Consider the following 12732-nt stretch of genomic DNA (forward strand, 5'->3'; position numbering starts at 1 on the left):
CAGCAGAATGCCCACTACTCGACGATGCTCGTCACCGTACGATGCAGCCCTTCGTCGAACTTGACGGAGGGTGTCCATCCGAGCGTGTCCCGGGCCCGGGAGACGTCGAGTGCGATGCGGTCCACGTCGGTCGCGCGGGCGGGCAGCTTGTCGAGCGTGAGGCTGATGCCCGCAGCGCGTTCCAGGCCAGCGATCACCTCGAGGATCGTGCGGTGCTCGCCGGACCCGATGTTGACCGTGAGCTCCTGGTGGTCAGCTATGTCGGACGCCCGGACGACGGCGTCGACCACGTCGTCGATGTAGACGTAGTCCCGAGCTGCGGACCCGTCGCCGTAGACGGTGACGGGCAGCCCCTGCCGGTGTCTCTCGACGAGTGCCGGGATGAGGCCCTGTCCCGCTCGGACCACCTGCCCCGGGCCGTAGGGGTTCGCGACACGCAGGATCACGTGCTCCAGGTCGTCGAGGTGTGAGTGGAGGCGGATGAAGTGCTCCATCATCAGTTTCGTCACACCGTGAGACGAGATCGGATTCGTCGGGTGCGTCTCGTGGATCAACCGGTCCCCGGGCACAGGCCCGTACACCGCGCCACCCGACGACAGGAAGATGAAGCGGCGGACCCCGACGTCGACGCACTCACGCAGGAACGCCACGTGGGGGATCACGTTGTCCTGGATGTCCTGGGTGCTGTGAGCGATGCCTTGCGCGGGAGCTGAGGTGCCCATCAGCTGGATCACCGTGTCGACGCCGGAGAGCGCATATCTCATCGCGGAGCGATCGCGCAGGTCGCCGGCGATCGTCCGGACTCCGAGCCTGTCGAGGTCCTGATCGAATCGCCGGGCCACGGCCACGATCTCGCGCTGGTCCAGGGCGAAGCGTCGGACAAGGTGGGTGCCGATGAAGCCGTTCGCTCCGAAGATGCCGATCATCAGTCCTCCGTCTCGCGCTACCGCGACCGGTTTGCTCGAATCAGGCCTTCTGGAGGATGACGACGTCCTGACGGCTGGGAAACCGGTGGTGGTCCTCGCGCACATCCATGATCCGAGACCACATCTTGTGGACGTAATCGCGTTGGTAGAACACCTTGCTCGAGTAGGAACGGTCGGCGTACCAGCGAAAGACCATTCGCTCCTCGGGGAGCTCCTCGCGATTGGCGTGGTCGACGTAGGGAGCGAAATCCGGATGGTGTCGGAGTCGCTTGTAGAGGCCCCAGTTGTCGTTCATCGTCGCCCACGTGCGTTCGGTGTGCAGCGTGATCCAGGCGATCCCGCCTGGACGCAACACTCTGCGCAGCTCCATCAACCACGCCGTCTCGAACGCCTCGATGTGAGTGAAGACGGAGTACGCCGAGACAGCGTCGATGCTGTTGTCGGGCAGGGGAAGGGTGGGGATCGCGTGGTTCTGGAAGGCGATGGCGCTGGCCGGTAGGAAGCGATTGATCCAGTCGACGTGGCGACGGTTCAGATCGCACCCGTAAACCTCCGGAACGTCACCGGCGACGGCGAAGTGGCGCACTACCCTGCCGCTGGCGCAGCCGAGATCCAGGTATCCGCGCAAGTCGACCCCGAGTCGATCGCACGCTTCCCGCAGCAGTCTGGAGTCCCGGTAGCCGCTCGCCCAGTAGGAATAGTGAGACTGGCCGTAGTACCCCTCGCGATCCTCGGTTCGCGGCAAGGGATAGGTGTCCCGCCGGAGGGCAGTTTCAAGCCCGTCGCCCTCGGAGGACCAGTCGGTGTGCGTGTCGCCTTCTCTGTACTCGGCAGCTGGGCCGAGGACCTCGAACTGCGCCAGCCCACGCGAATTGAGAGAGATGAGGTCTTCCCAGATCGGCTGCGCCACGGTTGCTCCGTTGTCCGCCATGAAAGGGAGTCTGACATGTGCTCGACGGTTCGGCCCGACGAGCGCTCATTCAGGTGAGGCCGAGGTGTTCCAGCGCGTACGGCTCGTGAACGCGGTACAGCTCGTCGAGACTCTTGGAGACCGCGGCACACCCGGCAGCGGTCGGCAACGAGCACAAGGTCTCGGTCACTCTGCCGTGCGCCCGCGCGCCCCTCGGGGCGGGATTGACGATGCGGCGCCCGAATCGCTGGGCGACCTGTCGCATCTCGTCACGGACGAAGGGGTCGTCGTCCGACAGTCGTACGCAGGTCGCTCCCGCGGCGAACTCGGTGGAGAAGGCCTCGAACTCCGCGGATCGTTCGAACGGTCCGGAACTGCGCACGTAGGAGATCCGGAGGTGCTGCCCGGGCGTCCTACCGTGTTCCCGGTGGAAACGGACGTTGAGCTGACGCACCAGCTCGACACGCTCGGGAGTGAACGAGGAGTTCACGCGGGATCGGTCGCCGTCGAAGACCGGGGACTGTTCTCCCAGCACGACCTGGCCCAGGGCCTGGAAGAGGTCGCCGGCGTTCTCGTAGGAGATGACGGCCAGCGCATCTTCGCCGAACACCTCCGCCAGCCTGGCCAGCTGCCGGGCGGGAACAACGTGATCGTAGCTCCCTTCTATCCACCCGTTGACCCGGGCGATGTACTCCAGGAACGTCTGCGTGTTCCCGTGCTTGATCGTCTCCTGCCAGTGGGACGGCAGCACCTCGGTCAGGGAGCGCAGCACGAAGACGATCGTGATCTCGTGCTCCTTGAAGCAGCTGCGCAGCGTGGCGAGCTGCTCCGTGGAGAGAAGAACGAAGTTCTCGCTGGACAGGACCAGAACGTCGCGGTCGACCAGGGCTGTGAGCTCTTGCGCGGTGACCGGGGTGCTCCACCCCTTGAGTCGCCGGACCAACGACCCGTGTCCGAAGACCGGCGAACCGAGGTCCGGGTAGGACACACCGTGCTCCAAGAGGACGTCGGCGTGCTGTCGCAACTGCTTCTGGATGTAGGTGGAACCCGTCTTGTGCGGGCCGACGTGGATAAAGACCTTCGCCATCGGACGCATTCTTCCGTTCGCTGGTCGGACCTGGCCCGCATGCCAGGAGCGTGCCTCGAAGCCCCCGGCGTGCGGTCGGGTGTGTGGTGGATCACTATAGACCTGGCAATCGCCGACGGCGTGACGAACCACCCACCACCCAGGGGGAGAGATGTCGTACGAGACTGCGCTCCAGCGCACGATCGCGCGGCTGCACGAGATCTCACGGGACCATTCTCCGGCGGTCCTCGCGAACGCTTTCGGGCCAGAAGCGATGGTCCTCACCGACCTCATCGTCGAGAACGATCTCGGAATCGAGGTGGTCAGTCTCGACACGGGGCGGCTCCCGGAAGAGACATATCGGACGGCGCAGAACGTCCGAACGCGATACGGCCCTGTTGTCACGATGGTCTCCCCCGACGCGAGCGAGGTCCAGGACTGGGTCAGCCGCAACGGCCCCAACGCCTTCTACGACAGCGTGGCGTTGCGTAGGGAGTGCTGCGGGATCCGCAAGGTGCGACCGCTGGCAAAGGTTCTGATCGGTAAGCGCGCCTGGATCACCGGGCTGCGCCGCGAGCAGTCCACAGAACGTGCCGAGCTTCCCCTCCAGTCATGGGACGCCGGGTACGGGATCGTCAAGTTCAACCCGATGGTCGACTGGTCTAACGAAGAGGTCTGGTCGTACATCCGTCGCCATTCGGTGCCGTACAACGCCCTGCATGATCAGGGGTACCCGAGCATTGGCTGCGCACCGTGCACGAGAGCGGTCTCGCAGGGAGAGGCTCCTCGCGCCGGACGCTGGTGGTGGGAGCAGGAGGAGGCCAAGGAGTGCGGGATTCATCTCAACCCGGAGACGGGACGTCTGGAACGAGTCTTGACTCCGGATACCGCTGACGTCTTCACGGTCGCAGGTCGTGAGGGGACGGGACCGGAGACCGTCGGAGTCGGCGCGGGGCGTGTGCAGAGCGTGGCGGGCCCGCAAACCTCCGGGCATCGGCACGGACAACGGGAGAGGAACACGATGAAAGTTCTCATTCTTGGCGGCGACGGCTTCTGCGGATGGCCCACGGCGCTCCATCTCTCTGCGATCGGTCACGAGGTCGCGATCGTGGACAACTTGTCCAGGCGAAACATCGACATCGAGTTGGAGGTCGACTCGCTCACCCCGATTCGAGCGGTCGGGGAGCGGCTGCGTGCCTGGACGGAGATCACTGGACGGCGGATCGACTTCCACAACTTCGACGTCGCCGTGAACTATCATCGCCTGCTGTCACTGCTTGAGGATTGGCGTCCGGATGGGATCGTGCACTTCGCGGAGCAGCGCGCAGCGCCGTACTCCATGAAAAGCAGCTATCACAAGCGGTATACGGTGACCAACAACATCAGCGCCACCAATAATCTGCTTGCTGCAGTGGTGGAGAGCGGACTCGACATCCACGTCGCACACCTCGGGACAATGGGTGTGTATGGTTACGGTACAGCCGGCATGAAGATCCCCGAGGGCTATCTCCATGTGAAGGTGGAGGTGGGTGACGGTGAACTGGTGGACAACGAGATCCTCTATCCTGCTCATCCCGGGAGTATCTACCACCTCACGAAGACGCAGGATCAGCTTCTCTTCTACTTCTACAATAAGAACGATAAGGTGCGAGTGACCGATCTCCATCAGGGGATCGTGTGGGGGACCCAGACGGCGGAGACCAAGCTCGATGAACGCCTGATCAATCGCTTCGACTACGACGGGGACTACGGGACGGTGCTGAACCGGTTCCTGATGCAGGCGGCGGTCGGTCATCCGCTCACCGTCCACGGGACCGGCGGCCAGACCAGGGCCTTCATCCACATCCAGGACACGGTGCGGTGCATCCAGCTCGCCCTGGAAAACGCGCCGCGGCCTGGCGATCGGGTGGCGATCTTCAACCAGATGACCGAGACCCATCGCGTGCGCGACCTCGCAAGAATGATCGCTGAACGGACAGGTGTCAGCGTCGACAAGGTCGCGAACCCACGTCTCGAGGCCGAGGAGAACGACCTGCATGTAGCCAACGACAGGTTCCTCCACCTGGGGCTCGATCCCATCACGCTCAGCGAAGGGCTGATGGACGAGGTGCGCGAGATCGCAGTGAAATATGCGTACCGTGCCGATCGCTCGAAGATCCCCGCGACGTCGATGTGGAGGAGGGAATCCGCCGACGAGATGCTGGTGCGTGAGGTCGACCGGACGGGCGCCACGTCCGTCGCGGCGGTGGTCGGGGAATGACGATCGGGGAGGGGAAGGTGTCACCTGGGCGGACCTCCTCGATCGAGGACGACTTTCCTCAAGAGGTCTTCGACGCAGGCTTCTACCTGAGGACCTATCCTGATGTGAAGGCGGCCGGGGTCGATCCCTGGGCTCATTTCATGAGTTGGGGCCACAAGGAGGGAAGGATCTGGTCCAAGGCTGCCGAACCGTTGGCGCCGGCGCTCCGGGCGTGGGCCGCGCGGGTGCCACGCGACGAACGCCGACCCATCCTCGACCTGCTGGAGCTCATCCCGCCGGAGCATCGATCGACGTTGCTGGCAGACCCGCGCGCATGGCGCATGTTGCGAGAGATGACGCACCCGGTCTTCTACCGTATGCAGGAGGTCGTCGCCAAGGGTGCCTCAACCGGGGGCGGTGAGGACGCTGTCCAGGCCATCGAGAGGTCGCGCGCAGACATCCTTTCCTCCGCCCCGACGGAGTCCGTCGACGAGGTGCTGACGGACTTCCTCTCGGACGGCATCCACAGGGGCCTTCGCCATTCGGTCCTGTTCCACCCCGAGTGGTACACGTCGGTGGTGCTGGGAGATCTGGGCGGGCTGCCAGACGGACACCTGCTCTTCCACTGGCTCGCCGTGGGCTTTCCTGCGCGCGTGTCCCCCACACCGCTCTTCGACGAGGAGTACTACGAACGCAGTCACGCCGACATGGCAAGGCTCTCGACATGGAGCTTCGAGCACTTCGTGAGCAACGGGTGCTATGAGCTCTTCCGTGCGCCGAGCCCGATGGTCAATCATCGGTTGGGAACGGGAAAGCACTCTCGACCGCACCGTGTGCCGATCGTCGCTGACATCATCCTTTCCGACGAAGATCTCAGCGGTATATCCGGGACGTCCGTCGTCGAGGAACGAGCGCTGATGGCTCGAAGGCTCCTTGCACGGCTCGACGCCCCCGAGATGACCGAGCTGGTCGCCAGGGCCTACGAGATCGAGCCGATGATCCGCAAGCCCTACACAGCTCGGAAGGTCTCGCTGCCGCCGATGGTCAGCCACGCGCATGAGCTCTTCGAACGTGGAGAACGACTCCGTCGCTCGATGCCGGTGGTTCAGATCGACCAGATCGTCGTCCTGCCGCACGTGCGAATGGCCGGCTCGGCGAGGGTGGCGGGCGAGTTCGTCCAGGCGCTTCACGACCTCGGGCTCAGCGGGTCGACGATCGTCCTGACGACCGACCTCGACGAGTTCCAGCGGCCCGACTGGTTTCCCGAGGACGTGATCCTGGTCGATGTCGCTGCCCACTGCCGTGGGCTCCCCGACGAGGCCCGTGCTCGGCTCCTGCTCGATGTCGTCCGCGGGCTCCGACCTCGCAGGGTTGTCAACATCAACAGCGCCCTCTGCTGGTCGATGTATACGCTGTTCGGTCGGCAGCTCTCCACGATGACCGAGCTCTCGGCCTACCTGTTCACCTGGGAGATCGACAAGCAGGGCAACAAGGGGGGATACCCGATCAGAGCCCTGCAGGACTGCTTGTCGAACCTCACCGCCGTGCTCGTCGACAGCAAGCCGCTGCATGACGAGCTGACCTGGCGATACGGCCATTCGTCAGTGCTCCGACAGGCATTCCATCTCGTTCACACGCCCGCTGACTACGTCGAGGCCACCGATCATTCCGACGTCTTCGCCACCCGCCGTGAGCAGGGCAGGGTCCTGCGGGCTTTCTGGGCAGGTCGCTTCGACCGGCAGAAGCGGTTCGACCTCGTGGTGGACATCGCGACGATGCTGCCCGAGCTGGAGATCTGGGTATGGGGAAAGACGGTCCTGGGAGGCAGCGACATCGACTTCGCACACCTGCCGAGGAACATCAGGCTGCAGGGCACCTACGGGCATTTTGACGACCTGCCGGTCGAGTCTTGCGACTTCTTCCTCTACACAGCCGAGTGGGACGGTGTGCCGACGATCCTCATCGACGCCGCGGCCCGAGGCGTCGCTGTGGTCGCCAGCGCGGTGGGTGGGGTGGTGGACCTGGTCACAGAGGAGACGGGCTTCCCGGTCGCGGATGCCCTGGATCCGACCGCCTACGTCTCGACGATCGAGAAGATGCTCTCATCGCCCACCGAAGTGGGTCGCCGTGCGGCCCGGCTGCGCGACGACGTTCGTTCGATCTGCTCGCGGGAGTCGTACCGACGCAAGGTGGCCACCGCGCTGGGGTTGGACGATCCGCGGACGACCACCTCGGAGGAGGCCGCGCCATGACGGACATTTCGGTGATTCTGGCAGCGCACCACGAGGGTGCGCTCGCAGGACCGACTCTGCGGAGCCTACTGGATGCCGTCGAGCAGGCGGAGTCCGACGGTATCTCGGTGGACGTGACCGTCGTCCTCGACGACCCCAACCGTGCGACGCTCGATGTCTTTGCGGACGCTACCGAGCGGGGGTGGTCGGTGCTCCAGGTCGACGTCAAGGATCATGGGCTCGCGCGCAACTACGCCGCCGAACGCGTCTCGGGTGACATCATCGCTCACCTCGACGCCGACGATCTCTGGAGTCGGAACTGGCTTTCCGCCGGCTACGAGATGGTCCGGGCCGAAGGCGACGTCATCGTGCACCCGGAGGTGGACTGGTTCTTCGGCGAGAGCGCGAATCTGTTCTTCCATACCGATCAGCTCGATCCGTCCTTCGACCCGGCCTTCCTGCGCTTCAGCAACTACTGGGACTCGCTCTGCATGGTCCCCCGGCACGTGATGCTCGACTTCCCCTTGGCCGCACGTGACATCCCGGGCGGTTTCGCCTACGACGACTGGTTCTGGAACATCGAGACCGTCCGGGCCGGGATCGTCCACCGCGTGGCGGCCGGCACGATCCACTTCAAGCGTCGACAGAAGGTCTCGCAGAACATCCTGGCCGTCACGAACAAGTCGCTGACGCGATGGTCGCCGCTGCTGACCTACGAATACGCCCGCCAGGCCGAACGCGTATGACCTGCCGATCACGGGTCGCGGTCGTCGGCGCGGGGATCTACGGCTCGACAGCTGCGCTCCACCTCGCCGAGCGCAGGCACCATGTGGATCTCTTCGATCCACGCGGTGTGATGCGGGCGACGTCCGCCACGAACCAGTACCGGGTGCACGCGGGGTACCACTACCCGCGGAGCCCGGAGACCATCGAGGAGGTCCTCGCGGCGCGTGCGGAGTTCTCCGAGACGTTCGACGAGGCGGTCGTGCGGTCGACTCTGAACTACTACGCGATCCCGCACGAGGGATCCCAGACAACTCCGGACGACTTCGAGCGGACCATGGACACGTTCGGCCTTCCCCTGATGTCGCGCAGGCCCTCGTGGATCGACTTCGACTACATCGACCGCTGCTACGAGGTCGCGGAGGAGGTCTACGATCCGGACGTCCTGCGGCGAACAGTCGAGGAGAGGCTGGCGAGTGCCGCCGTGCGCCTGCGCCATGAGCGCTACGAGCCCCGGATGCGTGACCGCTTCGACGTCGTCGTCCATGCCACCTACGGGCTCGGGGCGAGCCGCGACATCTTTCGGATCGCCAAGGTGCAGGTGGCCGAGAAGGTGCTCATCGAACTTCCGCCGCACCTGCGCGGGATCGCACTGGTGGTCGCGGACGGTCCGTTCACCGGGTTCGATCCTTACGGGGCCTCCCCGCGGTCGCTGTTCGGTTCAGCACGGCACACGAACCACTGGACTGCCACCGAGCACGGGGCAGAGATCCCGGAGGCGTTCAGGTCGCTGCTCCAAGCCGAGGATTTCAGTCCTGTGCCGATCACCCGGTTCGCGCAGATGCGTGCGTCTGCAGCGCTGGCAGTACCGGAGTCCGCCAACGCCGGCTACGTGGGTTCCCGGTTCGCGGTCCGGGTGGTGGAGGACAGCCCTGCGGATGATCGTCGCGTGCTCCATGTGCGGGAAGGCGGCCCCGGCGAGCTGCACATCTTCTCCGGCAAGGTGGTGTCAGCGGTGACTGCGGCGCGGACCGTCGCCGAACTGGTCGATGCACGTACCTGACGGCACCCGGATCGGCATCCTCGGTCGCGGCAGGTGGGCGTCCAAGGTGGTGGGCATGCTCGTCGGGGCCGGCGTCGACGTCGTGCAGCTCGGACCGGCACGCCGAGAGGCTGGGGAGGACGCCGGAGCCTACGAGGCGCGGATCGCCACGGCCGTGCGCGAGGGCGGCTGTACCGATGTCTGGCTGTGCGTACCTCCTGGCGTGCACGTGCCCGTCCTGGTCAGGGCTTTGGGCCGGGAGGGGGTCGGTGTGATCGTGGAGAAGCCCTGGCCGTACCCCCGAACACGCTCGATCTGAGCGGACCAGCGTCCGCAGAGCGCCCCTCGCGTGTCGTCGTGTGCTTCGAGTACGTGCTGCTGGAGGCCGTCCAGCGGTGGCGCGAGTCCTGGAACGGAGGCGACGGGCTCGTCTTTCACGGGACGTTCTCCGTCGATTCCTCGGACAGGCTGGGCATTGCGGGCCACTGGAACATGGGCAGCCACCTGGTGGCGATCCGCGAGTGGGCTGTTCCACGTGCCTCTCTCGGCACCCTTCGCGCCGGCTATGACGCCACTCCGGAACGTCGGGTCTGGATCGAGGACGAGGCCGGAGTCACGGTGGGCGAGATCGACTTCCTCAGCACCAGTGAACCGATCCTGCAGCGCTTCGTGTCCGGGGCTGTTGCGGCACGTGCCCCGGTGCGCGATCTCGACCTGGAGTTCGCGGAGCGGGTCCGGCAGGTGCTTGAGAGCCTGGAGCCTTGGGCTGGTGGTCGCGTGACGGGTGGACTCGATCCTTGATCCATGACCGCTCCCGGGCCTGTTACGGCACTGAGCGTGGCGTGTCGATGTAGCCGGTGGCCTCCAGGACGGTCTGGAGCAGGTCGCTCACGAGGCCGGCCTCGTCCGTGGTGAGCCTGTCCACCCAGCTCGAGGTGCCGATGAGATCGGGCGGGGTGGTCGCACCGCTGAACGGTGTCCGTGTCACCTGCTGCTCCTCGAGGAAATCGTCGATCTCGGCCGCAGGATCGAGTCGGAGGAAGTCGAGGATGTCGGCGACGGTCCCCCCACCATCGTGGACCAGATCGGAGTAGCGGAGCTCGTGGTAGCGACGCGGACCGACCTTTCTGCCGATCCGCTGAGCCGTGGACACGTGGCGGTTCCAGATGTCGCACGCCTCCTCGAGGTCCGCCCAGCCCTTCTCGCGCAGCGAGGCGACGACGTCGCGCCCGTCTCGCGTGATGTGGACGAACTGCGACCGCGGGAATATCTCGGCGATGAAGCCCAGCAGGCCGGGGTCCGTCTTGGAGTCGGCGTAGTGGGGGAACTTATCGCCCCACCGGGTCTGCTCGTCGGCGCCGAGTTGGCGGTAGAAGTCCCGCACGATCGCGGGCATGTGCCGACGCAGGGTCTTGAGGAAGAGTTGGCGCTCCGTCATCAACGCCATCCTGTCCTTGCTGTGCCGGGTCAGGATCCGGTGCAGGTAGGTCATGACCCGGGTCTCGTTCGTCAACAGCACGTCGGGGTGACGATCGAGCACCTGGACGAGGTACGACGTCCCGGAGCGAGGAGCGCCGATCACGAAGAATGGCGGTTGCAAGGGCGCGCTCCTTCACGTCGGCCAGCAGGTCTGCGGACAGCCTACGAGGCAGGGCGCGGGTCGGCCTGTTGCGGTCGGGCACGGGTACCCGACCGCAGCACGTCGGACTGCACGGGTCGGCCCGCGGTGCCGGAGATCCGTCTGACCAGACGTAGGTAGACGGCCTCCGTGTAGTGAAAAGGAGCGTCGCCCCACCGGTGGTGCGGGCTGGACGACACGGCGTCGGGCCGGACCCTGATCAGGTCAGCGCCGAGGGCCCGAGCAGCCATGTCGGCGTAGTCGCGCAACACGGGGTTTGCCCGGTCGGCCGTCATGCCGAAGCTGTCGGGCGGTGCGGCGCCCGACTCCGACCGGGCCGCCCACGGCACGTCGAGCAGGGCGACGGGCACGCCCGGCAGGTGGTGCCGCAGCAGGTCGCCGACGACGTCGATACATGCCGCCCAGCGCTCCCGGTGCTCGGCGGCGCCGAACTTCAGGTGGCGCGTCCCGCCGGGAAGGTCTTGTTCCGCGCCGGAGGCGATCAGCTCAGGCGAGCGGGTGACGACCGTGCCGTCGGGCAGCAAGTGAACGCCAAGCCGCTCGTCCGTGAGGTCGATCAGCACCAGATCGGTCAGGTCGGCCTGCTTGGCGAGGCGGTGCTGCAGGTTGGAGGCGAAGTCCCCGCTCACCATGCGCTGTTGGAACGGCGAGTCCATCACCGGCGGCTCGACGGCGGTGACGGGTGGCGTCCCGGCGCTCAATGCGGACTGCCGCGCCACGTAGTCGATCATGCGGAACAGATGCGGGTCGAAACGCGTGAACGTGTCGCGCGAGACGCAGGACCCGTAGATGAAGACGCGCTGTCTGGTCATCAGGCTACTGAGCCTGCCAGGCCTCGGGGCGCGCCGTGCACCCGAGGAGGTGCCCGATGGCGGCCACCGACCGCTGCGCAGCCTTGCCGTCACCGTAGGGGTTCGTCGCCCGAGCCATGGTCTCGTACGCGGACCGGTCGACCAGCAACTTGGTGACCTCGCGGACTATCCGGGTCTCGTCGGTACCGACGAGCCGCACCGTCCCGGAGACCACCGCCTCGGGCCGCTCGGTGTTCTCGCGCATGACGAGCACGGGCTTGCCCAGGCTGGGTGCCTCCTCCTGGACGCCACCGGAGTCGGTGAGCACGACGGTGGCGAGCGCAAGGAGGCGGGTGAACTGACCGTAGGGCAGCGACTCGGTGACGGTGACGTTGTCGAGGCCGCATATCTGCGGCAGCACCGCTTCGCGGACCACGGGGTTGCGATGGGCGGGAAGCACGACCTGGACGTCGGGGAACGACCGGGCAAGGCGTGCGAGTGCCCGGCCGACCCCTTCCATCGCACGTCCCCAGCTCTCGCGACGGTGCGCCGTCACGAGCAGGATGCGGCGTCCTGAGTCGGCAAGGTCCTCCAGAGCGGGGTCGCTGAACCGGTGCTTCTTCTCCAGGGTCATGAGGAGTGCGTCGATGACGGTGTTGCCGGTGACGACCACAGCCTCCTCGGGCACGCCCTCACCGAGGAGGTTGGCCCGGCTCCTCTGGGTCGGCGCCAGGTGCAGTGTGGCGAGCCGTGTGATGATCCTGCGGTTCGCCTCCTCGGGGAAGGGCGAGGTGATGTCGCCCGACCGCAGGCCCGCCTCGACGTGGACCACGGGGATCCCGCGGTGGAAGGCGGCCAGCGCCGCGGCGGTCGACGTCGACGTGTCGCCCTGGACGACGACGGCGGCGGGCCGTTCTCGCTCCAGGAGCGGATCGAGTCCGTCCAGCACCCGTGCGACGATCCGGGAGAGCGACGCTCCGTGCTGGAAGATGTCGAGGTCGTGGTCGGGAGTGGTCCCGAAGGTGGCGTTGACCTGGTCGAGCATCTCGCGGTGCTGCCCGGTGGCCACGGTGACGGGGTCGAGCACAGGACTTGCCTCGAGCGCCTTGACGACCGCGGCGAGCTTCACCGCCTCCGGGCGGGTCCCGTAGACGGCCATGATCCG

Annotated in this window: 12 protein-coding genes; 6 read left to right on the plus strand and 6 right to left on the minus strand. The window is 66.1% G+C overall.

Annotation, left to right across the window (positions count from 1 at the left end; genetic code table 11):
- Window positions 1-14: 14 nt before the first annotated feature.
- Genes ACNHYB_RS14035 through ACNHYB_RS14045 form a run of 3 tightly spaced genes read right to left on the minus strand, consistent with a single transcriptional unit; the run spans window position 15 to window position 2923 of the window.
- Window positions 15-926 carry an NAD-dependent epimerase/dehydratase family protein gene (locus tag ACNHYB_RS14035; protein ID WP_418275961.1) on the minus strand — a complete coding sequence of 304 codons (912 nt, stop codon included), beginning with the start codon at window positions 924-926 and terminating at the stop codon, window positions 15-17.
- Between the two features lie 40 nt (window positions 927-966).
- Complete coding sequence (locus tag ACNHYB_RS14040; protein WP_418275962.1) at window positions 967-1857, minus strand: class I SAM-dependent methyltransferase; 891 nt, start codon at window positions 1855-1857, stop codon at window positions 967-969.
- Window positions 1858-1906: 49 nt separating this feature from the next.
- On the minus strand, window positions 1907-2923 hold the full coding sequence (locus ACNHYB_RS14045) for a hypothetical protein (RefSeq protein WP_418275963.1): 1017 nt from the start codon (window positions 2921-2923) through the stop codon (window positions 1907-1909).
- 151 nt (window positions 2924-3074) lie between these two features.
- Here ACNHYB_RS14045 and ACNHYB_RS14050 point away from each other — a divergent pair, with 151 nt between their 5' ends.
- From ACNHYB_RS14050 to ACNHYB_RS14075, 6 genes are read left to right on the plus strand one after another with little or no spacing between them, the layout of a single operon-like run.
- Window positions 3075-5162 carry a phosphoadenylyl-sulfate reductase gene (locus ACNHYB_RS14050; protein WP_418275964.1) on the plus strand — a complete coding sequence of 696 codons (2088 nt, stop codon included), beginning with the start codon at window positions 3075-3077 and terminating at the stop codon, window positions 5160-5162.
- On the plus strand, window positions 5159-7393 hold the full coding sequence (locus ACNHYB_RS14055; RefSeq protein WP_418275965.1) for a glycosyltransferase: 2235 nt from the start codon (window positions 5159-5161) through the stop codon (window positions 7391-7393). Before ACNHYB_RS14050 ends, ACNHYB_RS14055 begins: the two co-directional genes overlap by 4 nt.
- Entirely contained in the window at window positions 7390-8118 is a 729-nt protein-coding gene (locus tag ACNHYB_RS14060) for a glycosyltransferase (protein WP_418275966.1), read from the plus strand. Before ACNHYB_RS14055 ends, ACNHYB_RS14060 begins: the two co-directional genes overlap by 4 nt.
- The gene (locus ACNHYB_RS14065) at window positions 8115-9158 is read left to right on the plus strand and encodes an FAD-dependent oxidoreductase (protein ID WP_418275967.1); all 1044 of its coding nucleotides are present in this window, start codon (window positions 8115-8117) and stop codon (window positions 9156-9158) included. The genes ACNHYB_RS14060 and ACNHYB_RS14065 overlap by 4 nt, the downstream gene beginning before the upstream one ends.
- The gene (locus ACNHYB_RS14070) at window positions 9145-9456 is read left to right on the plus strand and encodes a hypothetical protein (RefSeq protein ID WP_418275968.1); all 312 of its coding nucleotides are present in this window, start codon (window positions 9145-9147) and stop codon (window positions 9454-9456) included. The genes ACNHYB_RS14065 and ACNHYB_RS14070 overlap by 14 nt, the downstream gene beginning before the upstream one ends.
- 38 nt (window positions 9457-9494) lie before the next feature.
- Window positions 9495-9938 (plus strand): hypothetical protein, encoded by a 444-nt coding sequence (locus ACNHYB_RS14075; RefSeq protein WP_418275969.1) that lies wholly within the window; start codon window positions 9495-9497, stop codon window positions 9936-9938.
- 22 nt (window positions 9939-9960) lie between these two features.
- On the opposite strand, the gene ACNHYB_RS14080 is transcribed toward ACNHYB_RS14075, so the two are convergent.
- The 3 genes from ACNHYB_RS14080 to wecB are packed head-to-tail and all read right to left on the minus strand — an operon-like array spanning window position 9961 to window position 12726.
- Window positions 9961-10737, minus strand: coding sequence for a sulfotransferase family protein (locus ACNHYB_RS14080; RefSeq protein ID WP_418275970.1), 777 nt, complete (start codon window positions 10735-10737; stop codon window positions 9961-9963).
- A 41-nt stretch (window positions 10738-10778) separates the two neighbouring features.
- Entirely contained in the window at window positions 10779-11588 is an 810-nt protein-coding gene (locus ACNHYB_RS14085; RefSeq protein ID WP_418275971.1) for a DUF6270 domain-containing protein, read from the minus strand.
- Window positions 11589-11592: 4 nt separating this feature from the next.
- Window positions 11593-12726 (minus strand): non-hydrolyzing UDP-N-acetylglucosamine 2-epimerase, encoded by a 1134-nt coding sequence (gene wecB / locus ACNHYB_RS14090; RefSeq protein ID WP_418278065.1) that lies wholly within the window; start codon window positions 12724-12726, stop codon window positions 11593-11595.
- Window positions 12727-12732 lie beyond the last annotated feature (6 nt).

Origin of the sequence: Isoptericola jiangsuensis (assembly GCF_048320105.1) — a bacterium.
In the GTDB taxonomy this organism is placed as follows: Bacteria; Actinomycetota; Actinomycetes; order Actinomycetales; family Cellulomonadaceae; genus Isoptericola; species Isoptericola jiangsuensis_A.

Bases quoted from the DNA above. Each gene is read 5' to 3' on its own strand.
- ACNHYB_RS14035 (WP_418275961.1), bottom strand. From the start codon at position 926: ATGATCGGCATCTTCGGAGCGAACGGCTTCATCGGCACCCACCTTGTC.
- ACNHYB_RS14040 (WP_418275962.1), bottom strand. From the start codon at position 1,857: ATGGCGGACAACGGAGCAACCGTGGCGCAGCCGATCTGGGAAGACCTC.
- ACNHYB_RS14045 (WP_418275963.1), bottom strand. From the start codon at position 2,923: ATGGCGAAGGTCTTTATCCACGTCGGCCCGCACAAGACGGGTTCCACC.
- ACNHYB_RS14050 (WP_418275964.1), top strand. From the start codon at position 3,075: ATGTCGTACGAGACTGCGCTCCAGCGCACGATCGCGCGGCTGCACGAG.
- ACNHYB_RS14055 (WP_418275965.1), top strand. From the start codon at position 5,159: ATGACGATCGGGGAGGGGAAGGTGTCACCTGGGCGGACCTCCTCGATC.
- ACNHYB_RS14060 (WP_418275966.1), top strand. From the start codon at position 7,390: ATGACGGACATTTCGGTGATTCTGGCAGCGCACCACGAGGGTGCGCTC.
- ACNHYB_RS14065 (WP_418275967.1), top strand. From the start codon at position 8,115: ATGACCTGCCGATCACGGGTCGCGGTCGTCGGCGCGGGGATCTACGGC.
- ACNHYB_RS14070 (WP_418275968.1), top strand. From the start codon at position 9,145: ATGCACGTACCTGACGGCACCCGGATCGGCATCCTCGGTCGCGGCAGG.
- ACNHYB_RS14085 (WP_418275971.1), bottom strand. From the start codon at position 11,588: ATGACCAGACAGCGCGTCTTCATCTACGGGTCCTGCGTCTCGCGCGAC.
- wecB (WP_418278065.1), bottom strand. From the start codon at position 12,726: ATGGCCGTCTACGGGACCCGCCCGGAGGCGGTGAAGCTCGCCGCGGTC.